Raw genomic sequence first — 23,559 nt, 5'->3', positions numbered from 1 at the left:
ATGTTTCCAAATGCAAAAGGCAGCGAACTGCTGTCTATCTTGGCCACGCTCGACCCGGGCAACCAGGCACCGGGTGTCGCCAACACCGGCTGGGTGCCGCTGAGCACCCACCATGGCCTGCTGGCGCTGGTTCAAACCGGCGCTTTGCCCACAGGTGCCACCGTCGACGCCAAGCTGCAGCAGGCCCAGGACGCCAATGGCACGGGTGCCAAGGACGTGGCGGGCAAAGCCATCGCGCAACTCACCCAGGCGAGCAACGGTGCCAACCGTCAGACGCTCATCAACTTGCGCCCTGAAGAGCTCGATGTGAACAATGGCTTTGCCTTCGTCCGCCTCGTGGTCACGGTGGCTGCTGCGGCGGCCAACACCTCGGCGCAGCTGATGGGCGTCAATCCGCGACTGGCCTCAGCCGAAACAGCCAACCAGGCTGCTGTGGCTCAGATCGTTTGATCTGAAGGGGAGAGCGGTGCATGCCCATGCAGTTGATCACCCCGCCAGCGGCCGAGCCCGTCTCGCTGGCCGAGGCCAAGCTCCACCTGCGTGTGGACTTTGACGACGACGATGCCCTGATTCAGGCGCTGATCTCTGCAGCCCGACAGGCCGCCGAGATGCTGATCCAACGGCAGCTGGTCACGGCCCGCTGGCGCATGGTGCTCGACAGCTTTCCGGGCTGCGGCCTCATGGGGGTGCCTGCAGGGCAGACCTTCACGCTGCCTGGGCATGCCATCCTGATTCCCAAGTCACCCCTGCAATCGGTGGTGGAAATTCGCTATTTGGACATGGCGGGTGTTTCGCAAGTCATGCCCTCCGCACATTACACGGTGGACAAGGCCTGTGAGCCTGCCCGAATCACTCCGGTGTTTGGTCAGATCTGGCCTGTGGCCTTGCCGCAAATCGGTGCCGTCTCTGTGACTTTTGATGCCGGGTATGGCAGCGCAGCGGATGTGCCCGAAGGTCTCAAAAGCTGGATCAAGTTGCGTCTGGGCAGTCTGTACGCCCACCGCGAGGAAGTCGCGTCGATGGCCCGAGGTCGCATTGACCCCTTGCCCTTTGTCGATGGCCTGCTCGATCCCTACAAAGTACCCCTGATATGAGGCCTTTATGAACCCGATCGGAGCAGGCGCATTGACGCGCCGCATCAGGATCCAGCGCCCCAGCACGACCAAAGACCGCCTGGGTGGCCCCTGCCGCACTTGGCTCGATGTGGCGACCGTCTGGGCTGACATTCAGCCTCTGTTAGGACGTGAAGCGGTGATCGCTGGGCGGATCTCGGCAGAACTCACCCACCAGATCACGGTGCGCCACCAGAGCCTTTTTGACAACCCCCACCAAGTGGCTCAGATGCGCGCGCTTTACAAAGCTCGGGTGTTCAACATCCATTCGGCTCTTGATGAGGACGAGCGCCGGGTCAAACTCATCTTGTTGGCTTGCGAAGGGCTAGACGATGGCTAAACGTGAAACCGTCAAGATCGAAGGCCTGGCAGAACTGGGCAAAGCCTTGCGCGAATTGCCAGAACGTGTCGCCAGAAACGGCTTGCGTGTTTCGGTGTACGCCGGGGCAAAGGTCGTTCGTGACGAAGCCCGCGCCCGGGCACCCAAGGCGCAGCAGTCTCTGGGGCCGAACCAGCCCCCACCGGGCACCCTCAAACGCTCGGTGATCATGAAGCACATCCCCGAGCTCTCCAGCCTCACGCGCCAGACCTTCTTTGTGACGGTGCGCCACGGTAAGAAGTACCGCAAGCAGGGCAAAAAAGGCAACCTGTCCCAAGACGCCTGGTATTGGCGCTTTGTGGAGTTTGGCACCCGAAAGATGGCGGCACGTCCATTTCTGCGTCCAGCGCTCGAGGCCAAACGGCGCGAAGCGGCTCAGGCCATGAAAGAGCGATTGCAGCAGCGCGTGGCGCAAGAAGCCAAAAAATTCAGCACAAGACCTTAGGACACAGCGGTGCAGGACTTCTTTGACGCCATCCAGAACTTGGCCGGTGGTGAGGTGTACGCCCTTGTCGCTCCAGAAAGCACACAGTACCCGGCCATCGTTTACACGCCCATAGCGCAAGAACACATCTTCGGCATCGATGGGCCAAATTTGTCAGGAGGCCTGCAGCGCGTGCGCGTGCAGGTCGACACCTACGCCAGAACCTACCAGGAGGCCTTGCACCTGCAAGACCAGGTCCTGGCGGCGCTATTGGCCGATAAGAGCACCATCGCCGATGTGCGCATGGGGCTCAGTGAATTTGAAGCGCAAGCCCGGCTGTACCGGGTGAGCGTGGACTACACCTACCACCGCTGAATCCGTTTCAGCCCACAACAGTTTCACCGCACAACAGGAGCACGTGCATGAGCAGCACCGCCATCACCGCACAGGGTATTGCCATTGCCCGCTTTGGCACCACCACCTTTGAAACCATCCCCAACGTGGTCTCGTTTCAGGGGCCCGGAGGCCAGGCCTCGGTCATCGATGTGACCAATCTGGCCTCAACTTCCAAAGAAAAACGCGTGGGTTTGCGCGACGAAGGCCAGCTTTCGCTGAGTCTTCACTACAACCCCGAAGACGCAGTGCACCAGGGCCTGCGCACCGACCGCGCCAACCGCACCCGTCGTCAGTTTCGGATCACCTTCACCGATGTGGCTGCAGCCACTTGGACGTTTTACGGCTATGTCACGCAGTTCAGCGTGCAAGGCGGGGTGGACGCGGTGGTTGAAGCCAGCGTGACCATTGAAATCGACGGCGACATCACAGAAAGCTAAACCCATGAACCTCCTGTCCAAAGAAGCCATCCTATCTGCCGACGACCTGCCGCGCGAAATCGTGAGCGTTCCCGAATGGGGCGGTCAGGTGTACGTGCGCACCATGACCGGCACCGACCGCGACGCCTTTGAAGCCAGCCTGATCACGAGGGATTCAAACACCTCGTCTAACGATCAACGCATGCACAACGTGCGCGCGCGCCTGGTCTCGCTCACCTTGTGTAGCGAGTCGGGCGAGCGCATGTTCCAAGATGGTGACATCGACGCCTTAGGCCGCAAAAGCGCCCGGGCGCTCGACCGGGTCTTTGCTGTGGCCCAGCGCCTGAACGGCATCGGCGCCGATGAGGCGCAAGCCGCAAAAAACGCCTGATCGCCAGCCCGGCCCGGCGCTTTGTGTTTCGGCTGGCGCTGGCTTTGGGTCTGCCAGTGCGCGAGTTGCTGGCGCGCATGGGCTCGGACGAGCTCACCGAGTGGATGGCGTTTTATCAGTTGGAGCCCTTTGGGGATTTTCGGGCGGACTTGCGCTCGGCCATCGTCGCCTCCACCTTGGCCAACGCCCACCGCAGCAAAGAGGGCAAGCCCTTTACGCCCGAAGACTTCATGCCCTTTGTGGAAAAAAACCACCACAAAGATCACCACAAGCCACACCGTTCAGATCAACCCAAGGCATCTGAAGCAGATGCGGCACGCCTGAACATCGCCCGCTTCAAAGCCATGTTCGCGCACCGCATCAAGAGATAAGGCAACCCCCATGGCTGATATCGGCTCCTTGGTCATCAAACTTGCAGCCGACACCGCCGAGTTTCAGGCCGATCTCGGGCGCAGTGCGCGTTTGCTGGACAAGCACGCCTCGGACATGAAAACCTCGCTGCAGCAGGTCGCTGGTGTTGCCCGGACCGCTTTTGCGGTCGTCATCGGCACCACCTCTGTGGCAGCACTGCGTGACTTTGTGACCCAGACCCTGGAGACCTCGGCAGCGCTGCAAGGTCTGGCTGAGCAAACCGGAGCGAGTGCTACGGCGCTGTCGGGCTTTGCGCCCGTGGCCACCATCTCGGGCACCGCGATGGACGCCATCGGCGGGAGTCTGGCCAAACTCTCCAAAGGTCTGGCGGGGGTGGACGATGAAACGGCCGGTGCCACCAAGGCGCTGCAGTTTTTGGGCATAAGGGCCAAGGATGCCAGTGGCAACCTGCGCGATCCTGCCGAGGTCATGAACGATGTGGCCTTAAAGCTCTCCGAATTTGAGGATGGCGCGGGCAAGACGGCCCTGGCCATGGAGCTCTTTGGCAAGTCGGGCGCGTCCATGCTGCCCTTCCTCAAAGACCTTGCAGAAAACCAGGACCTCAATATTCGGCTCACGGCCCAGCAGATCGAGGAAGCGGACAACGCCTCCAAGGCGCTGGCCCGCATGAAGGCCGAGACAGGCTTTGTCGCGCAGACACTTGTCACGGCCGCCATCCCGTCCATGACAGTGCTCGCGCAGGAGCTCAAGCAGGTGCTCTTTGGTACGGACGATGCGGTGGGCGGTATCCAGCGCCTGCGCACCGATGGCTCGCTCACCACCTGGGCGCAGAACACGGCGTACGCCATCGCTGTGGTCATCGACGCCCTGCGCGGCATTGGCCAGACCATCAAGTCGGTGATTGGCAGTTTCCAGGTGGTGTGGGCAGACATTGAGCTGGCGGGCACGTTTTTAGCGGGGGGCGAGGGGCTCAATCCATTTTCTGAAGAGAACCGTGCACGCCTCAAAGCGGCGCTGGACAAACGCAATGCCATCGTTGCGCAGGCCAACCAGAACTATGTCGAGCTGTGGGACATGCCACTTTTGGCCGATGCGGTCACCAAAAGCTTTGATGACATCCGCAAAGGCACCGATGCGAGCAACTCTGAAACAACTGCACCCGCGCCCCGAAAGCGCCTGAACTACAGCACCGCCACCACGGCCGTCACAGCCACGGCCATGGCGGGTATCGACAGCGAGCTCAAACGCCTACAAAGCCTGGTTGATGCAGAGTCGGGCATTCTCAAGGACCGCCAACGCATCATCGACCTCTATGAAAACCAGGGCTACCTGAGTTTCAAGGAGGCCAGTGACGCTCGCCTGGCTGCGCAGCAAGACTTCACGCAAAAGCTCTCTGCCTTGTCCTCGGATGAGGAAGCTGTTTTGCGCAAAGGTCTCGACTCGGTCGCTAAAACCAGCCAGGACAAACTCAAGCTCCAGGACAAGCTCCTGGAGATTGCCCTCAAACGCCAAAAGCTCGAGCGCGATGCCCAGCAGTCCGACCTGGAGCGCCAGATTCGGCTGCCGGGCGAGTATCTCAAAGACCTGCAAGAGCAGGCCTCGCGCGGTCAGGCGCAGTTGCGTGCCAGCGAGGAGCAGATCAAAACCCTGCGCGAAACCGGCGCCATCAGTGAGCTGGACTCGTTGCGTCGCTTGGGCGAAGCCCGTCAGGAAAGTGCGAACCAGCTGGCCACACTGGCCGAGCAGGCGCGTGCCTTGGCAGACGCAGCCCCCGGCAATGAAAAACTCGCCGAAGCCCTTCGCAAAATCGAGGAAGCCGCCCGCCTAGCGGCAGATGGCGCTCAGCTTTTGACGCAGCGGGCCAAGGAACTCTCTGACCCCGAAGCCGGATTTGCCAAGGGCATGCGCGCAGTGGCTGAAGAGGCTGAGCAAATCGGCAAGCAGATGGAAGCGGCAACAATCCGCGCCTTCAACGGCATGACCGATGCGCTGGTGGGCTTTGTGATGACGGGCAAGCTCGACTTCAGGTCGCTGGCTAACTCCATCATCTCGGACCTGATCCGCATCCAAATCCAGCGCGCCATCACGCTGCCCCTGGCCAAAGCCATGAGCAGTTTCTTTGGCTTTGCCGATGGCGGAGTCATGACGTCAGAGGGGCCATTACCTCTGCGGGGCTACGCCAGCGGCGGGATTGCCAATTCGCCGCAACTGGCGGTGTTTGGCGAAGGCTCGCGGCCAGAGGCCTATGTGCCATTACCCGATGGGCGGACCATTCCCGTGACCATGAGCGGTGGCGCTGCTGGTGCTGCTGCTGGTGCTATGGGCGCAGGCCATGTGTTCAACATTTCCGTGAATGTCTCTGACGCAGGCGCAGCAGCGCGAGGCGACAGCGCGGGCGGTCGTGACCTGGGCCAGGCAGTGGCCAACGCGGTCCGCCAGGAGCTGCTGGCGCAAAAGCGGGCCGGTGGCTTGCTCGACAGCAGGAGGGCTTTGTAAATGGCGGTGTTCACATGGATTCCATCGCTGGGTGCCAGTCTGGCCATGCGGCCCAATGTGCGCCGGGTGGCATTTGGCGATGGTTATGAGCAGCGCCTGGGCTTTGGAATCCACACCCAAGCCGAGGTCTGGACGCTGGAGTTTCGTGGGCGGACCACGCAGGACGCGGGGGCGATCGACGATTTCTTGCGCGCTCGCGGAGGTGTGCATGCATTTGAGTGGACCACCCCGGCAGGCACTGCTGCCAAGTTCACCTGCGAAGAGTGGAGCCGCTCGGTGGATGAGCCCGACGTCGAGACTGTGCGGGCCACATTCAAACAGGTGTTTGATCTGTGATGACCGAACAAGCCAAGACTTCCCCAGCGATCACCTCAGAAATCCAGAAACTTGCCCCCAGCGCCGTGATCGAGCTCTTTGTGCTGGACCTGTCGCTCTTTGGCCAGGGACCAGTGAGGTTTCATGCCGGTACCAATGCGCTCATGCAGCGTGTGGTCTGGCAAGGCCATGCCTATGAAGCGTTTCCGATCCAGGTTGAAGGCTTTGAGTTCAATGGCGGCGGACAGGTGCCACGTCCCCGGCTGCGAGTGGCCAATGTCACGGGTTCGATCACGGCGCTCGTGCTGAGCTACCAGGACCTGGTGGGAGCCAGGATCACCCGCAAACGGACCCTGGCCAAGTACCTCGATGCGGTCAATTTTGCGGGCGGCGTGAACCCTACGGCAGATTCCTTGGCTGAGTTTGCCGACGACGTTTACTGCGTTGACCGCAAGTCGCGTGAAACGCGCGAGGTGGTCGAGTTCGAGTTGGCCGCGTCTTTTGACCTCGAAGGCGTCAGCTTGCCGCGCCGTCAGATTGTGCAAAACGTCTGCCCTTGGTCCTACCAGGGTGCCGAGTGTGGCTACACGGGCAGTGCGTATTTCAACGCGAATGACGAGGTGGTGAGCAGCAAGGCGCAAGACGCCTGTGGCAAACGCCTGGCCTCTTGCCAGCGGCGCTTTGGTGCACATGCCGAGTTGCCTTTCGGGGGTTTTCCTGCAGCGGGCTTGTTCCGGTGATGAATGAAATCAAAACATGAACGAAATCACTGAATGAATGAAATCAATCAATCCCTGGCCTTGGCCCACGCCGCCAAAGAGTTTCCCCGTGAAGCCTGTGGGCTGCTGGTCATTCAAAAGGGCCGCGAAGTCTATTGCCCTTGCCGCAACATCGGTGTGGGCACTGACCAGTTCGTGATCCACCCCGAAGACTATGTGGCAGCCGACCGCCAGGGCGAAATCGTTGAGGTGTTCCATTCCCACCCGAACTTGCCCCCTGAGCCCAGTCAGGCCGACCGTGTGGCCTGCGAGGCCACAGGGCTGCCCTGGTCCATCGTGTCGTTTCCCGCGGGTCAGTGGGCACAAATCAAGCCCGTGGGCTATGTCGCGCCCTTGGTGGGCCGTCAATGGGCGCATGGGGTACTTGACTGCTACGCCCTGGTGCGCGACTGGTACGTGCAGGAGCGTGGCATCGAACTGCCCAATTTTGAGCGCTTTGATGAGTGGTGGAAGCGGGGCATGAACCTGTACCTGGACAACTTTGGATCCGCCGGGTTTGGGGTTACGGATCTGACGGATCGGACAGATCTGAAGGTGGGGGATGTGCTCTTGATGCAGGTCGCCTCCCCTGTGCCCAACCATGCGGCGGTGTATCTGGGCGACGGGCTGATCCTGCATCACCTGCAAGGCAGGCTATCGAGTCGCGACGTGTACGGCGGCTACTGGCAAAAGGTCAGCACCCACGCGTTGCGGCATCCAGACCTTCACCGACATCTTTAGCCGTTTTCTTTACCGCTCCTAAAACTTGCAGCATGAGTCTTGCCATGGCCACGATCCTTCTTCTCGGTGAACTGGGCAAGCGCTTTGGGCGTCGCCATCAGATGGCGGTGGCCTCAGCCGCCGAGGCGGTGCGCGCTCTTTGTGCGAATTTTCCGCAGTTTGAGCGGGAGTTGGTGTCCTCTGGCGAGCGGGGCGTGGGCTACCGGGTGCTGGCCGGGCGGGACCAACTCGCGCTCGACCGCTTGCACGAGCCCACCGGCCAGCAGCGCATCACCATCGCGCCTGTCGTCTCGGGTGCTGGTGGCAATGGCTTAGGTCAGATCCTGCTCGGTGCAGCTTTGATCGCTGTGTCCTGGTGGAACCCGATGGGCTGGGCAGCCGCTGGCTCATTCTTGTCGCAAGCGACCCTGTATTCGGTGGGCACTTCCATGATTCTGGGCGGTGTGGCCCAGATGATTGCACCCACCGCCAAATCCGCCGATCCGTCCGAGCGCCCAGAAAACCGCCCCAGTTATGTGTTCAACGGGCCCGTGAACACCACCGCCCAAGGCCATCCCGTGCCCGTGGGCTACGGCCGCATGATCGTGGGTTCGGCCGTGATCAGTGCGGGCATCGATGTCGATGAAATACCTGTCCTTTAAATACCTGTCCTTTAAATACCTGTCGATGAGATCACTGCATGAATCTGATGCCAGCTTCAAATCCTTTGATCATCGGCGCAGGTGGTGGGGGCAAGTCGGGCGGCGGTAGCGCCCGTGTAGCCCAGGAAGCTGCCGACAGCCTGCGCTCCAAAGCCTACGCCCGTGTGGTCGATTTGGTGTGCGAAGGAGAAATCGAAGGCCTGGTGCAGGGTTTGCAGTCGGTCTTTTTGGACGACACGCCAATTCAGAATGCTGATGGCAGTTACAACTTTTCTGGGGTGACGCTTGAAAGTCGCCCCGGCACCCAGCAGCAGGGCTACATCCCGGGTTTTGCCTCGGTAGAGAACGAAGTCTCGGTCGGCGTGGAATGCAAGTTTGCCCAGCCGGTGGTGCGCGCCATCAACGACCCCGACGTGGACGCTGTGCGCCTTAAAGTGAGCATGCCCGCGCTCACCTTGCAGGACACGACCAACGGCGACTTGAATGGCACATCGGTCAGCTATGCGATCGACTTGCAATCAGCGGGCGCCGGTTTTGTGCAGGTGCTCACCGACACGGTTTCTGGCAAGACCACTTCGCGCTACCAGCGCAGCTACTACGTGCCACTGTCCGGCGCAGGTCCTTGGGATGTCCGCCTTCGCAGGCTGACCGAGGACGCAACCCAGAGCAGTCTGCAAAACAAGACCTTCCTGGACTCGTACACCGAGGTCATCGAGAGCAAGCTGCGCTACCCCAACAGCGCCTTGATGGCCTTGCGGGTGGACGCCTCGCAGTTCAACGCCATCCCCCGGCGCAGCTATGAGCTCAAACTCCTGCGTGTGCGGGTGCCGTCCAATTACGACCCGGAGTCTCGCTCATATGCCGGAATCTGGGACGGCACCTTCAAGGTGGCCTGGACCGACAACCCGGCCTGGTGCTTTTACGATCTGGTCACCAACACCCGCTATGGCTTGGGACATTTCACCCCTGAGTCTCAGGTTGACAAGTGGGCGCTGTACCGGGTGGCCCGTTACTGTGACGAATTCGTGCCCGATGGCTTGGGTGGGCGCGAGCCCCGCTTCACCTGCAACCTGTACCTGCAAACCCGCGAGCAGGCCTACAAGGTGGTGCAGGACATGGCTTCGGTCTTCCGGGGTATGGCCTATTGGTCCGGTGGGGCGATCACCGTCACGCAAGATGCGCCCCAAGACCCGGTCTACCAGTTCACCGCTGCCAACGTCATCGACGGTGAGTTCGCCTACCAGGGCTCGTCTGCCAAGGCTCGGCACACCGTGGCCCTGGTCAGCTGGGTCGATCCGGAGGATTTTTACAGACAGAAGGTGGAATACGTTGAGGACGTCGCAGGCATCGCGCGCTACGGCGTGGTGCAAGCCGATGTGGTGGCCATGGGCTGCACCTCGCGCGGGCAGGCCAACCGGGTGGGCAAGTGGCTGCTGTATTCCGAGCAGTCCGAATCGGAAATCATCACTTTCCGCACGGGGCTGGAAGGTGCGGTGGTGCGCCCGGGAGATGTCATCCAGGTGGCCGATCCGAGCCGGGGCGGCATGCGCCTTGGGGGGCGCGTCGCAGCAGCCACCACCACCAGCGTTACCCTGGATCAGGATTTGCCAGCCGATTTACCCTGGCGGCTTTCGGTGATCTTGCCCAATGGCAGTGTAGAAGAGCGCCTGGTCGGAGCAACCTTCGCTGCGTCCAGCGGTGATGCACACGCTCGGCGAACGCTTATGGTGACCATCCCCTTCAGCATGGCCCCGCAAACCGATGCCATCTGGGTGCTGGCTTCTTCCATCATCGAGCCGCAACTGTTTCGGGTGGTGTCCGTGGCCGAGCGCGAGCCCGGCGTGCATGAGATCACGGCCCTGGCCCACAACCCGGGCAAGTACGCAGCCATTGAAGAGGGCCTGGCGCTGCAGCCGCGCACCATCACGGTGCTGTCGGACATGCCTACCGCCCCCACAGCCCTCAGCATGCAAGAGAGCCTGTACCGGGTCAAAGACCGGGCGCAGGTGCTGGTCCAACTGTCTTGGGCTGAAGTGCCCGTGGCCATTGCTTACCGGCTTTCCTACCGGGTGGGCGGTGGCAACTTCGTGAGCTTGCCGCTGGTGAGCGCCAATTACGCAGAAATCCGCGATGCACAGGAGGGTGAGTACGAGTTCAGCTTAAGGGCCATCGGCATCACCCGTAAAGAAAGTGCGCCCGCCACACTCAGCGCCACGGTGCTGGGCAAGACACTGCCTCCGTCGGATGTGACCGGCTTTACCGTGCAGCGGCGCATGTCCGATCTGCTGCTGAGCTGGGACGAACTGCCCGATGCCGATTTGGCGGGCTATGAGGTTAGGGTCGGGCCCGGCTGGGACGACGCCCAATTGGTTGCCAAGACCTTAGGCACCCAGATGGTTCACGACCAGGACGCAGCAGGGCAGTACCCGTACCACATCCGCGCTTACGACACCTCGGGCCAATACAGCGCGCATGTCACCACCTTTGTGTTGACCTTGCTGGCCCCGGCCACGGTGCGCCAGTTCGATGTCGTGCAGTCATCCAACCGGCTGGAGTTTCGCTGGCAACCCAACCCAGAGCCCGAGGTGGTGGGCTACGAGCTGCGAGAGGGTGCGGCATGGGACGCATCGCTCTTTGTGGCCGAGGTCAAGTCCACCAGCTATACGCTGCCCTCAGGATTTGATGGCGAGCGCAAGTTCTGGATCAAGGCGATTGCCTCGCCCGGCATCTACAGCGACACGCCCACCTTCGTCTCGACCGTGGTGGCCCAGCCGCAAAACGCCAACCTGATCCTCGAGCGCGACGAACAAGCAGGGGGCTTTGCTGGCACCAAGCACTTCGCTTCGGTGGTCACGGTCAATGGCAAAAACGTGCTGCGCATGAACACCGGCGCGGAAGTGGCCGAATACCTGTTCGAGTTGGATCTGGTCTCGCCCATCCGGGCACAGAACACCTTGCTCAGCAGCCTGGGCGCTTCGGTCGATGACCGTACCACCTGGCAGGAAGCCAACTTTGTCTGGAGCGGTGATGCCGCTCGAAGGCAGTGGACCTACGACGGCGCCATCGCCAACGTGGATGCGCGGTTTCAGATGGCGCGAGAGGATGTGCTGCACCCGGGCGAGCTCTACGGATGGCGGCTCAGCGGCTCGGTGATGGGCATTGGCAATGCAGTGACGAGCCAGTCGGCGGGCGTGAGTTACGGCGATGGCCGTTATGGCATGGGGCTCATGGTCAAAGACACCACTCAGGTGGCCTGGACTGTGAACATGCCGCAGGTGTTCCACACCACGTTCTGGTTCATCCCCCAAGAGGTCACGACTTGCGTGATCTGGAAAGCAACGGGACCGAGCGGCGCTTTGCTGCTGGGCTATGACGCCCAAACGCAAGGCTTCTTTTTGGAAGACCACCTGTCCCGGAGCGTCGCGCTGACATTTGGGCTGGAAGCATCCGATCGGATCTGCCTGGGGGTTTGCCAGACCAGCACAGAACGCCGCCTCTTTGCCGCCAGGATGGGCAGCGGTGTCCAGTCGGCCAGCGCACGGCTTGAGCCCGTGGGCGCATTCAGTAGTTTGCGGCTGTATTGAGCAGGCGCAGAATTTTTTAGCAATTCACTTTTAAGGCACCACATGATTGACGAAACCATGCAACTGCAGGGGGCGATGACCCTCATTGTTCGCCGCGCCAGTGGCGACATCGAAACCGTTCACAAAGACAACATCATCGTGAACGTGGGCTTCGATTTCATCGCGGACGCCATCGGCAAATCCGCCAGTCGTCCCTCGGTCATGGGCTTCATCGCCCTGGGCACGGGCACCACGGCGGCTGCAGCCAGCCAGTCGGCCCTGGTTTCCGAGCTTGACCGAAACGCCGCCACCTATGCCCACACCGTTGGCACCAAAGCCTTCAGCTTCACGGCCGACTTCCCAGCAGGCGACGGCACGGGGGCAATCACGGAAGCTGGAGTGTTCAATGCCGCATCGGGCGGCATCATGCTCGACAGGGTGGTGTTCCCGGTGGTGAACAAGGGGGCAGACGACAGTCTGACGGCAGTGTTCACCTTCACCATGAGCTGATCGCCATGGCCGAGACGGTCACCGTAGGCGAGTCCCAAGGCCCGCGCTACACCTGGGCCAATGCCAGTTTCACTTGGGCCAGTGCCAGTGCAGGCAAATCCTGGCTCACGGCTTACCCCGCTGTCTATGTGGTCGCAGTAGCTGCCACACTCGCTTGGGTTGAGGCTTCAGGCCGTCAGCATGGCAAACGCCTGACTGAAGCCCTGTCCCTTGCGGAAACCCGGCGTCATCAAGCCGCGCTGCAAAAGACGGAGTCAATCGGGTTTGCCGACACCTACTACGACCTGATCGCCTATGTCCTTCGCTGGGTTGAGTCGCTGGGGGTGACTGAGGGCGTTGCCAAATCGAGCCGCAAGTCCGTTCAAGAAAACCTTCAAAGTCTGGACGGCTTGGCCCGCTCCATAGCCAAAGCCTTGCAAGAAGGCTTGCCTGTAACCGAAGTCTTGTCTCGGCAGATGCGCCAAAAGCATGCTGAGAGCCTGCCAGTGGCATCGGTATCCGCGCGGGTCGCCACCAAAACAGTCGCTGAAAGAGTGGCTTTGACCGATGACCTGGATCAACGCTTCAGCAAACGGGTCAGCGAAGCGCTGAACTTTGCCGAAACTTATTACGACCTGATCGCCTTCATCCTGCGCATCAGCGAGGGTTTGGCTGTAAGCGATCAGGCCTCCAGGTGGCTTCAAAAGCCAGTCGCTGAGACATTCACCACGAGCGATCAGCTCAGTCGCCAATCCATCAAGCAGGTGGCCGAGGCACTGGCGTTTGCCGAAACTTTAGGCCGCACAGTGGCGTACAGGCGGCTCTTGCAGGAAGGGCTGGGTGTCTCGGAAGCCTTGCGCAGGTCGATGCGTCTCAAGGCTCATGAAGCCCTGGCGCTCGCCGAGCAGTACCGCCGCCACGCCAACGGCGTGATCAGCGACATGATCGTGGCCAGCACCGAGATCACCGAAGCCGATTTTGCAAGAATCGTCGAAACGGGCCATCCCCCGGGCTACACGGATTTCCGGGACTTCATTCAGGGTGACTACACCTACCAGCGCGCCTTGTTTCGGGCCATCTTGAAGTCCAGAAATTCCGACCGGGGCTTCATTGATGCGCTGCGCGTGACGGTGGATGTCCCAGATGTCTTTGACCGGGGCACTGTGCAGATCACCGATGCGCAGGCAGGTGCTGTGATTGGCTTTGCCCGAATTTTTAGGGTGCCGCCCGAGGTGACCATGACCCACAAGGGCGGCACGGTGGTCGCCATCCCGCGCCTATCCAGTGCAGTCACCCGGACAGGCTTCACGGCAGTTTTAGAAAACATCTCTGGCGCTCGCGTGACCGGCGCGTTCACCTGGATCGCTCAGGGGTACTGACAGCTCCCATGTACCTCAGTCATTTACCCACCCGTTCACCATGCAAAACTTCACCGACATCCCGTCGTCGCGCACGCTTTCTGACTCACTCATCGAGATCCTGAACAACGACAAGACGGCGATCTCCTGCAACAGTGGCACCACCTTCCCCACCACCAACCAGCAAGTGGGCATGCTGTGCTACCGCACGGATCAGCTCAAGCTTTACCAGCTTATCGGCACCAACCCGGATAACTGGCGCTTCATCATGGACCTGACCAGTGGGATCGATGCACAGTTCGCGGCCAAACTCAATGCCGCCGCCTACACAGCTGCCGATGTGCTGGCCAAGCTGCTCACGGTGGATGGCGCGGGTTCTGGGATCGATGCCGACCTGCTCGACGGCCAGCATGCCAGCGCATTTGCTTCAGCTTCGCACAACCACAACTCGGCCTATCTGGGCATCAGCGCCAAAGCGACGGACGCAGACCGTCTGGACGGCTATGACGCCTCGGCCTTTGTCCGCTCGGTTAACGGTGGTGGTCCGGACGCGAACGGCAACGCCACGGTCAACATCGATTTGTCGGGGCGGGTAGCACGCACGGGCGACAGCATGAGCGGGCGCCTCACGCTGCCCAGTCAGACCGTGCAAAGCACTTCGCCCACGATCGACTTTTACGACACAGACCAGGGCAGCACCCGCTACCTGCATGTCAACAGCAACCTGATGGGATTTCTGAAAACCGACGGCAACTGGGACATGTACATGAACAACGGCGGCTCCATGTGGACCGCCAACTATGGCTGGCTGCACGACTACTTTTTCAAGCAAGTGGCCAATTGCGGTGGTACTGGTTACGCCATCAATTGCTATGGCAGCGGCAACATCACCAGTCGTCATGACTATGAGTTGATTGATGAAGGCGGGCAGCTGCGGCTGCGCACAGTGAACGTGTTGGCCAATTGCAACTGCAATTGCAACTGCTGTGGCTGCTGAAAGGGGAATTGCTCATGAAAACCGTACGCATGTCTTATCCGCTGCAAAGCCCTGCGAGCACAACAAACGCGCACCGAACCAACCTCATTCGCATTCAGAAGGTGGAGGGCGATTTCTTGATCGAACACCTCACGCCTTCTTTTGAGCAAGCCTTAGATGAAAGTGGCCGGGTCATTGATGAATCGTCTGCGCCCATGTTGGTCGGCCATCAAAGCGCATTTGTCCATGCTGTCACAGTAAGTGACCTGCAAAACCTCGCGCAAGATCCCGGCAATGCCTACACCGTCTGGCTCTTTGCACTGCGTCAAGGGGAGAGTGAGCCGGTGTGGATCAACAAGTTCGCGCAGACTGCCTTGTCTAAAGAAGGGTTTCGGCAGTACTGGAACCAGCAGCCCATGCTGGTCTTGGCCCAGCTTTGGATCCCACCGCTAGGTCTTGAGCCCTCACTGGTGCTCATGTGCTCGCCACAAGCGGGTCAGACCGAGGTGACCGGTTTTGAGTTTGATCACGAGTGGGAAAGCAATTCGGTTGCCATGGCTCTGGCGTTTCCCTCGTTTCGCTTGGTCGATGAGGGGGGTGATCCCCGGCGCATCCGTATCTCGGCGGTCAATGACCAGGGGATGGTGCTCCCGGCGTCTGGGCAGGTGCTACTGAGCACCACGGCCGGTGCTTTGAGCAACAGCCGCCCAGACCTGGATCAAGGGCAAGCCCTTGTCACGCTCTTTGGCGCAGACCCCGGGGCCCTGGCCAAGATCAAGCTGGGATTCAAGTGGTTCAGCGGTGTCGAAGAGCTGGAGGTGCGGGTGTGAGCGGTGCTGAAAAAGTCCGTGCGCGCTTCGTGCAGCGGGTCGATGAATTCACACAGCCGTTGGTCGTGGAGGTTCTCGCTGAAGCGGATCGCTTGACCTGGCGGCTCTGGGAGCCATTGGAGACGTTCCGGCCAAATTACCCTGTCGGCAAGGTGACTCAAAAACAGTATCGGGTCCATCCTTCAGGCGCATTAATCCCAAAATCGCATTCATTGCCCAGACGCGGCCAGCCCAGTCCCTACGTCTTGCCAGTCAGACTGGACATGCCATCCGGCCACACCGAGACCATTGATGGCGTTCAGTGGGGCCTGGTCGATGAAATCGCACTGGATCCACAGGCCATGCGCGCCAAGCCTCGCATGTATGGCGAGCACCTGAGTGATTGGGCCGCCTGGATGTTTGTGCTGTGCACAGATACCTGGCGCTTCATGACGCCCTTCAACCGCCATGTCCTCACCCGCAGCAGCCGGGTAGACAGCGAGGGCTTTACTGCCTTGTCCTTGCCGCTCACCAAAGCGCGCCAGACGCACTTGGTTGCCGGGTCATGCTTGGTGCCATGGCATGAATCACCGCTCAGCGCCCAGATGGTGCTGCGTATCAACGCTCACCCAGGCGGACAACTTTGGACCAACCTTCACGTGGACGAGCATGTGCCTTATGCCAAGCCAAGTGATGGACTGACCCAGCATGCCCACACCATCACCCGGCTGCACGAACACATGCCCAAGCTCACCGTGCAAGCTCCGCCAGTGGTGTCTCCAGACCAGTGGGTGGAGTTGGAAATACGGGCTTCAGAGCCCGCCGATGCCTGTCTGCATGTGCACGCCGTCTCGGGCTATGTCCCACACCAGCGCGTTCGCATGCAATCAGGTCGCGCCCAAGTGCGGGCCCTGGCCCAGGGCCTGCGTGCCGGAGAAAACCTGCACCTTCAATTTGGATTAGGGGCCGTCACCGCACTGGCCCAAGGAGTGATTCATGTCATTTGATGCATCAGCGCACGCCCTACCACCCATGATGGCGGTGGCCACACAAGCCAGTCCGCATCCGTTCGCATCAACCGATGCTTCAGAGAACCACCCAACGTCACACCAGCGTTGGGTTTTTTCTTTGTGGCCCAGCACCGTGTACGTCCAGCCCTCTGGCTTGTCGCCGGAAAGGCTTGAACGACTGGCGAAGGCCGTCTTGCGGGAAGACGCTGAGCACCGCTGGGGCCCCGAGTCCTGGCAGTGTCGCAGTCACGACCTGTTGCAGGGGGGCTTATCCCAGGCAGATGGTCTGGATGACATGTTGGCGGTGGTCCGTGAGCACCTGCAATCCATCTGGGGCACATACCGATACCGGCTGAGCGCCCACATCATGCGCTGTCAGCCGGGATTTCATGTGGCTGAGCACATTGCCAGCTCACGTTCTGGTCTCAACACGGTGTTGTTCTTGCAAGCCGACTACCCAACGACCGACAGCCCCAATCTGCGAACGCCGGGTTGTATGGTCATTGGCAATCCGGCCAAACGCCTCAATGAACACCTGCTGCCCTGGGAAACACCGGTGCATTTCCCGATCACGCCCCAGCCGGGCCTGCTCGTGACCATGCCCCTGTGCACGCCGCATGGCTACTTTCCGCTGCGCACGCAGACGCGCGACACCCTTGCCATCGAGTTTCATTCGGTGGCAGAACCGGAGGCAGAACATGCTTGACGCCCGCAGTCCCATCTCTTTTGCCGATGGCGTTCTGGATCCGGGCGTAACGCAGGAGCTCGTCGATTGGCTGCAGCACCTTCAGTACCGTTACTACCGCATCACCAACAAAAACGAGCCGGAGCCGTTTCCGATCTGGCACCGCGAATTGTTGGGTCGGGACTGGCCCATCAACCAAGCTTCGGACTACAGCTGCACGCCGCAATTTCTTCAGGCGCAGACGGGCGTGCTCTCTGTTGTTTGGCGGTCATGCATGCGGGCGCTGCAACTGCCTGTCATGACCCAGTGCCATGGCGTTTACGCCAACGCCAACACCCATGGCAACGAAGGCAATGTCCACATCGACAGCCAGCACCCGTTGGACAGAACCCTTTTGATCTACGGTGTGCGGCACTGGCAAGCAGGGTGGGGCGGAGAGACAGTGTTCTACGACCAGGAGGGTCGCCTGCAGGGCTCGGTCATGCCCGCGCCTGCTCGGGTGGTGTTCTTCGCTGGGCACATCCGCCATGGCGTCAACCCCATCTCCCGTGCCTGCCGTGATCTGCGGCCGGTTCTGGTGTTCAAAACGCGGCTGCAGGAGCCGCAAAAGGCCCTCTCATGAAGTTTCAAATTCACGCCTTGCGTCAAGATGGCCAGAAAATCTTGCTGCACTACGACAACCACTTGTCCACGCTGACCTGGCAGAACGGCACGCCCGTGGCGCCGGTTCAGCCCGGCAGTTTCCGGGATGCCACGGTGGTGTCGATTAGCCAACCTGGCCGCAAAGGCCAGGTGCGCATCCTTAAGATCAGCCTGGGGCTATCCTGCAACTACGAGTGTAGTTACTGCAACCAGCGCTTTGTGCCGCATGCGGATACGAGCAACCCGGACGACATCGAGCCGTTCATCAGTCAACTGACCGATGCGCTACTTGAACCACCCGAACGCATCGAGTTCTGGGGCGGGGAGCCCTTGGTGTACTGGAAGACCCTCCAGCCGCTGGCTGAACGTTTACGTTGCTTGTACGCGGACGCGCAGTTCAGCGTCATCACCAATGGCAGCATGCTCGATGCAGGTAAGAACGAGTGGTTCGACCGCATGGAGTTTTCTGTGGGTTTGTCACACGATGGTCCGGGCCAGTCGACCCGTGGACCCGATCCGCTGAACGACCCTAAGAAATATGCCGCCATCATGGACCTGTATGCCCGCTTGCAGCCTCAGGGCCGTATCAGCATCAACGCCATGGTTCATGCCAGCAACCAAAGCCGGGCGCAGATTCAGGCTTGGCTGCAGCAGCGGTTTGGCCAGGATGTGAACATTGGGGAAGGCGCTTTCATTGACCCCTACGACGAAGGTGGCTTGGCGGTAACGCTGCAAACGCAACAGGACCACGTGCGTTTCAGGTCCTTGGCCTACAAAGAACTGCGCCAGGGCCTGGCTTCGCGCATGTCGGTGGCGCAGCAGCGCATCATTGACTTTGTGCAGTCTATCCGCACCGTACGCCCTGCATCCTCGCTGGGCCAAAAGTGCGGCATGGACAAACCGGACAACTTGGCGGTGGACCTGCACGGCAAGGTGCTCACCTGCCAGAACGTCAGCGCATCAGCCATTGCACCCAATGGGCAGCCCCACCACATTGGCTATTTGTCCAATTTGCAGGCCGTCAAGATGCGCAGCGCCACGCACTGGAGCCACAGGCCCGATTGCCCCAGTTGCCCCGTGCTGCAACTGTGCAAGGGCTCATGCATGTTTTTGCAGGGGCCGCTGTGGGATGCGGGCTGCGATGCAGCCTATTCGGATAACGTGCCGTTTCTGGCTGCGGCCATCGAGTATCTGACGGGTTGCATTCCGTATTTCATCGACGGCGACTTTCGTGAAGACCGCAAAGACATCTTCGGGCAGGTCCATGGAGTCCCCGAACAAAGCACCAAACGCGTGATTCCGATCTTGGCCTACGACCGAACTGTGGCAGCCTGAATCCAAACACCATTCGTTCGATAGCCAATTCAACAGTCCATTCAACATTCAACCCAACTTCCACCCGCCTGGCTTCGGTCAGCGCGGGTTTTTTACTTTGGAGAAACGTATGCCTGAACCGACAAGCTCTGGCGTGGCAGGGGCGGCCGTCGCCTACAAGGCCTTTGGGGGTACCGCTGCGGCGGTGGCCAGTGGGGCCACTTTGGCTGCCGTGGTCGTCATGCTGATGACGCCGCCCCGTGACAAACGCGAGTGGGCCGTGGGGCTCATCAGCACCGTGGTCTCCAGCATCGGTGGTGGCGCCATCACGGTGGAGCATTTCCATTTGCATCATTGGGCGTTTTCTACGGTGGGTCTGTGTGCCCTGGGCGGGCTCATGTTCGCCTGTGGCTTGCCCGGCTGGGCCTTGGTGCGCTGGGTGTTCAACTTCATTGGTCAGCGCCGCGACGCCTCCATCGATGAAGTGGCCAAGGACGTGAAGGAGATGCTGTGAAACCGCAAGACTTCATCGCACTCATTGGCCCTGCTGCACAAGCCAGTCGCTTGCAGACTGGAATCCCCGCCAGCTTCGTGGTGGCTCAGGCCGCTCTGGAGTCCGGCTGGGGCGAGTCGGGCCTGGCCAAACGGGCCAAGAACCTCTTTGGCATCAAGGCTGACCGCAGCTGGACGGGCCAGCGCGTCACCCTCAACACCCGAGAGTTTCTCAACCAGATGTGGGTGGTTATCCCGGCCGACTGGCGCGCCTACCCCGATTGGCAGACCTGTTTGGTGGACCATGGGCAGTTTTTGCGCCGCAACAAACGGTACGCCGCCTGTTTCGCCTGCACCACAGGCAAAGCCTTTGCCCAAGCCGTGGCCAAGGCGGGCTATGCCACCGACCCGCGCTATGCCGACAAGTTGATCGCCATGATCGACAAATACCAGCTCGAAGCGCTCGACCCACCGCTGAACCTATCACCGGAGGCCACATGAGTGCGTGGCTATTACCTTGGCTTGGCGCCTTGCCCCTGCGATGGATCGTCTCAAGCCTGCTGGCTGCGGGCCTGTTTTGGGCTGGCTACCGGCAGGGACAGCAGGGCGTTCAACGGGCTTGGGAAACAGAGCGATTGCAGCAACAAAGCGCCACCTTGCAGCAATCCCTACAGGTGGCCCAGGTCCAAACTCGGCAAGAACAGATCAACCAGCGCATCACCACAGACCATGACACCCGCAAAACCCAACTTCAGCGCTTGTGGCAACCCCCAAAGGCTTCTCTCGTTCCAGTGGTTGTTACGCCTGATTCGCCCAATTCGCAGTCTGTGCCTGATAACCTGCGCACTGGCGATGACCGCCTGCGCGACTCAACCAGCTCCAGCAGTCTCGGCCCCGTGCCCGCCCATGCCCAGCCTGCCACCGGTGTTGATGCAGCCGCCGCCCACGCTGTACCTGATCCCGCCATCGCTCAGATCCCCGTGAGCTGCGAACAATTGGCCAGTGATGCGGCCCAGGCCACGCTCATGGTCTTGTCATTCCAGCGCTGGTACGCCGAGCAGGCCAAAGCCGCAGAAAAGCCATAGAACGGGCGCAACAGTCACACCCCTTTAAAACAGCGCTCCCATCCGCTTGACTTGTGTGCCCACCAGAGCGTTCATGCTGGTATGACACTTACAACAAGCGATGTATGACCCCCAGGCTGCTCACCACGCAAGAGGCCGCTGAGCGCCTGGGCCTCACCCCCGGCAGCCTGCAAAAGTTGCGCTGGCAAGACGATGGCCTGCCCATCTTCCAGCAAGGGCTTGCCGTTCACTACCGACTCGAAGACCTGGAGGCCTTCGAGCAGCGCGAAGTACGAAACCTCCTCAGGCAAGTGCTGCAGCACGAGCGGCCATTGCCGCTCATCCGTGCCATTGCCCGCTCGCTTGACGTGGCGGTCAACACCCAGGGCGTTGAATCTGATCCCACAGTCTTCAAGCCAGCGGTGCGCGAAGACCTCAAGCCCGCGCCCAAGGTGAAGGCGCCGATGCCCATGGCCGAGCCCAAGCCGCAGATGCCATCGTTGGTCAGTCCACCTCAAGACCTCAGCCTGCAACCCAATCACGCCTGGTACCTGGTCCACACCAAGGGCAGACAGGAAGACACTGCGATCACCAACCTGCAGCGACAGAACTTCCGTTGCTACATGCCCATGTTGTATGTAGAGAAGGTCCGCCGGGGCAAGCCGGCGGTGGTGGCCGAGCCCATGTTTCCCAGCTACGTGTTTGTGCAGCTGGACACCAGCGGCCAAGGCCAAAGCTGGTCGCCCATTCGCTCTACGCTGGGCGTGCGCGAGTTGGTCAAATTTGGCGGTCACCCGCCCAAGGTCGACGCCGAGCTCGTCAACGCGTTGCACGAGCGCGAGCAACTGCAGCAGTCCAATCCCCAGGCCCTCTTTGCCGCAGGCGACAAGGTCATCATCACCGATGGCCCCTTCGCTGGCATCGAGGCGATTTACCAAACCACCGACGCCGAGCGGCGCTCCATGATCTTGCTGTCCATGCTCAACAAGCCGGTGCCCATGCGCATCGAGCCAGGCCAGTTGCGTAAATGTGGCTGATCGCAAAAAAGTCTGCAAACAGGTCTAGAAATGACTTGATAGCTCTGCCGCTTCGAAGCCAACATGGTTTGAACGAACAGAACCAAGCAGTCCACAAGTCCACATGACCCTAGAAGATCCACCCAAATCATTCAGAGCCGCGCAGTACGTGCGCATGTCCACCGAGCATCAGCAGTACTCCACGCATAACCAGGCCGACAAGATCCAGGAATATGCCGATCGTCGCGGCATCGCGATCGTGCGCACCTATGCCGACGAGGGCAAGAGCGGGCTGTCCATCGATGGCCGCGCCTCGCTGCAAAAGCTCATTGCCGATGTCGAAGCCGGCAACACCGACTTCAATCTGATCCTGGTCTACGACGTCAGCCGCTGGGGGCGGTTTCAAGATGCGGACGAGTCAGCCTATTACGAATACATCTGCAAGCGCAAAGGCATCGCGGTCGCCTACGTGGCCGAGCAGTTTGAAAACGACGGCTCGCCGGTGTCGACCATCGTCAAGGGCGTGAAGCGCGCCATGGCCGGGGAATACAGCCGGGAGCTGTCAGCCAAGGTTTTTGCCGGCCAGTGCCGGCTCATCGAGATGGGGTTTCGTCAAGGGGGCCCTGCAGGGTACGGCCTGCGCCGGGTGTTGATTGACCAGACCGGCACCATCAAAAGCGAGCTCAAGAACGGCGAGCACAAAAGCCTGCAGACCGACCGCGTCATCCTCATGCCCGGCCCCGACCACGAGGTGGCCACCGTCTTGCAGATGTTTGCCTGGTTCATCCAAGACGACTGGCCCCTGGCCGAAATTGCAAAGCGGCTCAATGACCAAGGCATCCGCACCGATTACGGCCGACCTTGGAGCTACAGCACGGTGCGCCAGGTGCTCACCAACGAAAAGTACATCGGCAACAACGTCTACAACCGCCATTCCTTCAAGCTCAAAAAGCTGCATGTCAACAACCCGCCAGCCATGTGGATCCGCAAGGAGGGTGCGTTTGAAGGCATCGTGCCGCTGGACACCTTCCTCAAAGCTCAAGAGGTGCTGGCTGAGCGCACCCGCCGTTACAGCGATGACGAGTTGCTGGCTCACCTCAAGCAGCTTTATGCCGATTGCGGCACGTTGTCCGGCCTCATCATCGACCAGGCCCCGGGCTTGCCATGCGCCATCACCTATGCCCACCGCTTTGGCAGCCTCACCCGGGCGTATGAGTTGGTGGGGTTTCATACCTCTCGCGACCAAGGCTTCATCGAAATCAACCGGCGCTTGCGGCAGCTCCATCCCGAGATCGTGCGCCGCACCGAAGAGACCATCGCCGAGCTTGGCGGCAGTGTGCGCCGCGATGGCAAGACGGACTTGCTCACCCTCAATGACGAGCTGGTCATCAGCCTGGTGCTGGCCCGCTGCCAGACATTGCCCAACGGACAGCATCGCTGGCGCATCCGGTTTGACACCGAACGCTTCAACCCAGACATCACGGTCGCAGTGCGGCTTGACCCGCAAAACGCGAACGAGCTCGACTACTACCTGCTACCCCGTCTGGACCTGCCCGAGCAGGAGATCCGGGTTTGCAACCGCAACAGCGCCAACTTCGAGTGTTTCCGGTTTGACGACCTTAACTTCTTTTACGGCATGTCAGAGCGCGAACGCTTGCAGCGCAAGTTTTAAACCCCCTCATCAAACTTGAAAGGACCCA

The 23,559-nt window shown here is 60.6% G+C and carries 27 protein-coding genes; all 27 read left to right on the top strand.

Annotated features, from left to right (window positions below):
* Positions 1-450 carry a hypothetical protein gene (locus B9Z37_RS04250; protein ID WP_108311746.1) on the top strand — a complete coding sequence of 150 codons (450 nt, stop codon included), beginning with the start codon at positions 1-3 and terminating at the stop codon, positions 448-450.
* Positions 451-470: 20 nt separating this feature from the next.
* Positions 471-1,094, top strand: a complete 624-nt coding sequence (locus tag B9Z37_RS04245) for a head-tail connector protein (protein WP_108311745.1) — start codon at positions 471-473, stop codon at positions 1,092-1,094.
* Between the two features lie 7 nt (positions 1,095-1,101).
* Positions 1,102-1,452, top strand: a complete 351-nt coding sequence (locus B9Z37_RS04240; protein WP_108311744.1) for a phage head closure protein — start codon at positions 1,102-1,104, stop codon at positions 1,450-1,452.
* The gene (locus B9Z37_RS04235; protein ID WP_108311743.1) at positions 1,445-1,936 is read left to right on the top strand and encodes an HK97-gp10 family putative phage morphogenesis protein; all 492 of its coding nucleotides are present in this window, start codon (positions 1,445-1,447) and stop codon (positions 1,934-1,936) included. Before B9Z37_RS04240 ends, B9Z37_RS04235 begins: the two co-directional genes overlap by 8 nt.
* A gap of 9 nt (positions 1,937-1,945) precedes the next feature.
* Positions 1,946-2,290, top strand: a complete 345-nt coding sequence (gene gp17, locus B9Z37_RS04230; RefSeq protein WP_108311742.1) for a tail completion protein gp17 — start codon at positions 1,946-1,948, stop codon at positions 2,288-2,290.
* A gap of 47 nt (positions 2,291-2,337) precedes the next feature.
* On the top strand, positions 2,338-2,748 hold the full coding sequence (locus B9Z37_RS04225; protein ID WP_108311741.1) for a phage tail tube protein: 411 nt from the start codon (positions 2,338-2,340) through the stop codon (positions 2,746-2,748).
* Between the two features lie 4 nt (positions 2,749-2,752).
* On the top strand, positions 2,753-3,118 hold the full coding sequence (locus B9Z37_RS04220; protein ID WP_108311740.1) for a hypothetical protein: 366 nt from the start codon (positions 2,753-2,755) through the stop codon (positions 3,116-3,118).
* Positions 3,119-3,141: 23 nt separating this feature from the next.
* The gene (locus tag B9Z37_RS04215; protein ID WP_108311739.1) at positions 3,142-3,489 is read left to right on the top strand and encodes a phage tail assembly protein T; all 348 of its coding nucleotides are present in this window, start codon (positions 3,142-3,144) and stop codon (positions 3,487-3,489) included.
* A gap of 10 nt (positions 3,490-3,499) precedes the next feature.
* Complete coding sequence (locus tag B9Z37_RS04210) at positions 3,500-5,986, top strand: phage tail tape measure C-terminal domain-containing protein (RefSeq protein WP_108311738.1); 2,487 nt, start codon at positions 3,500-3,502, stop codon at positions 5,984-5,986.
* A complete protein-coding gene (locus B9Z37_RS04205) occupies positions 5,987-6,322 on the top strand; it encodes a phage tail protein (protein WP_108311737.1) in 336 nt (111 codons plus the stop codon).
* The gene (locus tag B9Z37_RS04200; protein WP_108311736.1) at positions 6,322-7,041 is read left to right on the top strand and encodes a phage minor tail protein L; all 720 of its coding nucleotides are present in this window, start codon (positions 6,322-6,324) and stop codon (positions 7,039-7,041) included. The genes B9Z37_RS04205 and B9Z37_RS04200 overlap by 1 nt, the downstream gene beginning before the upstream one ends.
* A gap of 33 nt (positions 7,042-7,074) precedes the next feature.
* Complete coding sequence (locus B9Z37_RS04195) at positions 7,075-7,800, top strand: C40 family peptidase (protein ID WP_108311735.1); 726 nt, start codon at positions 7,075-7,077, stop codon at positions 7,798-7,800.
* Between the two features lie 44 nt (positions 7,801-7,844).
* Positions 7,845-8,441, top strand: a complete 597-nt coding sequence (locus tag B9Z37_RS04190; protein WP_108311904.1) for a tail assembly protein — start codon at positions 7,845-7,847, stop codon at positions 8,439-8,441.
* 38 nt (positions 8,442-8,479) lie between these two features.
* Positions 8,480-12,025: a host specificity protein J gene (gene gpJ / locus B9Z37_RS04185; protein WP_108311734.1), complete on the top strand. Its 3,546-nt coding sequence runs from the start codon at positions 8,480-8,482 to the stop codon at positions 12,023-12,025.
* Between the two features lie 42 nt (positions 12,026-12,067).
* The gene (locus B9Z37_RS04180; RefSeq protein WP_108311733.1) at positions 12,068-12,514 is read left to right on the top strand and encodes a hypothetical protein; all 447 of its coding nucleotides are present in this window, start codon (positions 12,068-12,070) and stop codon (positions 12,512-12,514) included.
* Between the two features lie 5 nt (positions 12,515-12,519).
* Positions 12,520-13,872 (top strand): hypothetical protein, encoded by a 1,353-nt coding sequence (locus tag B9Z37_RS04175; protein WP_108311732.1) that lies wholly within the window; start codon positions 12,520-12,522, stop codon positions 13,870-13,872.
* Positions 13,873-13,912: 40 nt separating this feature from the next.
* Positions 13,913-14,848 (top strand): Maf family protein, encoded by a 936-nt coding sequence (locus B9Z37_RS04170; RefSeq protein ID WP_108311731.1) that lies wholly within the window; start codon positions 13,913-13,915, stop codon positions 14,846-14,848.
* Positions 14,849-14,862: 14 nt separating this feature from the next.
* Positions 14,863-15,657 (top strand): hypothetical protein, encoded by a 795-nt coding sequence (locus tag B9Z37_RS04165; protein WP_146179703.1) that lies wholly within the window; start codon positions 14,863-14,865, stop codon positions 15,655-15,657.
* 263 nt (positions 15,658-15,920) lie between these two features.
* Positions 15,921-16,643: a hypothetical protein gene (locus tag B9Z37_RS04160; RefSeq protein ID WP_108311729.1), complete on the top strand. Its 723-nt coding sequence runs from the start codon at positions 15,921-15,923 to the stop codon at positions 16,641-16,643.
* On the top strand, positions 16,633-17,352 hold the full coding sequence (locus tag B9Z37_RS04155; RefSeq protein ID WP_146179702.1) for a hypothetical protein: 720 nt from the start codon (positions 16,633-16,635) through the stop codon (positions 17,350-17,352). Before B9Z37_RS04160 ends, B9Z37_RS04155 begins: the two co-directional genes overlap by 11 nt.
* Positions 17,345-17,953: a 2OG-Fe(II) oxygenase gene (locus tag B9Z37_RS04150; RefSeq protein WP_167394316.1), complete on the top strand. Its 609-nt coding sequence runs from the start codon at positions 17,345-17,347 to the stop codon at positions 17,951-17,953. Before B9Z37_RS04155 ends, B9Z37_RS04150 begins: the two co-directional genes overlap by 8 nt.
* Positions 17,950-19,308: an SPASM domain-containing protein gene (locus B9Z37_RS04145; protein ID WP_108311726.1), complete on the top strand. Its 1,359-nt coding sequence runs from the start codon at positions 17,950-17,952 to the stop codon at positions 19,306-19,308. Before B9Z37_RS04150 ends, B9Z37_RS04145 begins: the two co-directional genes overlap by 4 nt.
* 109 nt (positions 19,309-19,417) lie before the next feature.
* Positions 19,418-19,801, top strand: coding sequence for a hypothetical protein (locus tag B9Z37_RS04140; RefSeq protein WP_108311725.1), 384 nt, complete (start codon positions 19,418-19,420; stop codon positions 19,799-19,801).
* Positions 19,798-20,280, top strand: coding sequence for a glycoside hydrolase family 73 protein (locus B9Z37_RS04135; protein ID WP_108311724.1), 483 nt, complete (start codon positions 19,798-19,800; stop codon positions 20,278-20,280). The genes B9Z37_RS04140 and B9Z37_RS04135 overlap by 4 nt, the downstream gene beginning before the upstream one ends.
* Complete coding sequence (locus B9Z37_RS04130; RefSeq protein WP_146179701.1) at positions 20,277-20,864, top strand: hypothetical protein; 588 nt, start codon at positions 20,277-20,279, stop codon at positions 20,862-20,864. The genes B9Z37_RS04135 and B9Z37_RS04130 overlap by 4 nt, the downstream gene beginning before the upstream one ends.
* A 104-nt stretch (positions 20,865-20,968) precedes the next feature.
* Entirely contained in the window at positions 20,969-21,880 is a 912-nt protein-coding gene (gene rfaH, locus B9Z37_RS14555) for a transcription/translation regulatory transformer protein RfaH (protein ID WP_205872538.1), read from the top strand.
* A 103-nt stretch (positions 21,881-21,983) separates the two neighbouring features.
* A complete protein-coding gene (locus B9Z37_RS04120; protein WP_240606610.1) occupies positions 21,984-23,531 on the top strand; it encodes a recombinase family protein in 1,548 nt (515 codons plus the stop codon).
* Positions 23,532-23,559: the final 28 nt, after the last annotated feature.

It is taken from the genome of Limnohabitans parvus II-B4, from assembly GCF_003063455.1.
GTDB lineage: Bacteria > Pseudomonadota > Gammaproteobacteria > Burkholderiales > Burkholderiaceae_C > Limnohabitans_A > Limnohabitans_A parvus.
Note: the sequence above shows the minus strand (reverse complement) of the source record. Positions and strands in the feature narration are given on the sequence as shown.

Excerpts from the sequence above, each read along its gene's own strand:
- B9Z37_RS04250 (WP_108311746.1), top strand. The coding sequence starts at position 1 with ATGTTTCCAAATGCAAAAGGCAGCGAACTGCTGTCTATCTTGGCCACG.
- B9Z37_RS04245 (WP_108311745.1), top strand. The coding sequence starts at position 471 with ATGCCCATGCAGTTGATCACCCCGCCAGCGGCCGAGCCCGTCTCGCTG.
- B9Z37_RS04240 (WP_108311744.1), top strand. The coding sequence starts at position 1,102 with ATGAACCCGATCGGAGCAGGCGCATTGACGCGCCGCATCAGGATCCAG.
- B9Z37_RS04235 (WP_108311743.1), top strand. The coding sequence starts at position 1,445 with ATGGCTAAACGTGAAACCGTCAAGATCGAAGGCCTGGCAGAACTGGGC.
- B9Z37_RS04225 (WP_108311741.1), top strand. The coding sequence starts at position 2,338 with ATGAGCAGCACCGCCATCACCGCACAGGGTATTGCCATTGCCCGCTTT.
- B9Z37_RS04220 (WP_108311740.1), top strand. The coding sequence starts at position 2,753 with ATGAACCTCCTGTCCAAAGAAGCCATCCTATCTGCCGACGACCTGCCG.
- B9Z37_RS04210 (WP_108311738.1), top strand. The coding sequence starts at position 3,500 with ATGGCTGATATCGGCTCCTTGGTCATCAAACTTGCAGCCGACACCGCC.
- B9Z37_RS04205 (WP_108311737.1), top strand. The coding sequence starts at position 5,987 with ATGGCGGTGTTCACATGGATTCCATCGCTGGGTGCCAGTCTGGCCATG.
- B9Z37_RS04200 (WP_108311736.1), top strand. The coding sequence starts at position 6,322 with ATGACCGAACAAGCCAAGACTTCCCCAGCGATCACCTCAGAAATCCAG.
- B9Z37_RS04195 (WP_108311735.1), top strand. The coding sequence starts at position 7,075 with ATGAATGAAATCAATCAATCCCTGGCCTTGGCCCACGCCGCCAAAGAG.
- B9Z37_RS04190 (WP_108311904.1), top strand. The coding sequence starts at position 7,845 with ATGGCCACGATCCTTCTTCTCGGTGAACTGGGCAAGCGCTTTGGGCGT.
- gpJ (WP_108311734.1), top strand. The coding sequence starts at position 8,480 with ATGAATCTGATGCCAGCTTCAAATCCTTTGATCATCGGCGCAGGTGGT.
- B9Z37_RS04180 (WP_108311733.1), top strand. The coding sequence starts at position 12,068 with ATGATTGACGAAACCATGCAACTGCAGGGGGCGATGACCCTCATTGTT.
- B9Z37_RS04175 (WP_108311732.1), top strand. The coding sequence starts at position 12,520 with ATGGCCGAGACGGTCACCGTAGGCGAGTCCCAAGGCCCGCGCTACACC.
- B9Z37_RS04170 (WP_108311731.1), top strand. The coding sequence starts at position 13,913 with ATGCAAAACTTCACCGACATCCCGTCGTCGCGCACGCTTTCTGACTCA.
- B9Z37_RS04165 (WP_146179703.1), top strand. The coding sequence starts at position 14,863 with ATGAAAACCGTACGCATGTCTTATCCGCTGCAAAGCCCTGCGAGCACA.
- B9Z37_RS04160 (WP_108311729.1), top strand. The coding sequence starts at position 15,921 with ATGCCATCCGGCCACACCGAGACCATTGATGGCGTTCAGTGGGGCCTG.
- B9Z37_RS04155 (WP_146179702.1), top strand. The coding sequence starts at position 16,633 with ATGTCATTTGATGCATCAGCGCACGCCCTACCACCCATGATGGCGGTG.
- B9Z37_RS04150 (WP_167394316.1), top strand. The coding sequence starts at position 17,345 with ATGCTTGACGCCCGCAGTCCCATCTCTTTTGCCGATGGCGTTCTGGAT.
- B9Z37_RS04145 (WP_108311726.1), top strand. The coding sequence starts at position 17,950 with ATGAAGTTTCAAATTCACGCCTTGCGTCAAGATGGCCAGAAAATCTTG.
- B9Z37_RS04140 (WP_108311725.1), top strand. The coding sequence starts at position 19,418 with ATGCCTGAACCGACAAGCTCTGGCGTGGCAGGGGCGGCCGTCGCCTAC.
- B9Z37_RS04130 (WP_146179701.1), top strand. The coding sequence starts at position 20,277 with ATGAGTGCGTGGCTATTACCTTGGCTTGGCGCCTTGCCCCTGCGATGG.
- rfaH (WP_205872538.1), top strand. The coding sequence starts at position 20,969 with ATGACCCCCAGGCTGCTCACCACGCAAGAGGCCGCTGAGCGCCTGGGC.
- B9Z37_RS04120 (WP_240606610.1), top strand. The coding sequence starts at position 21,984 with ATGACCCTAGAAGATCCACCCAAATCATTCAGAGCCGCGCAGTACGTG.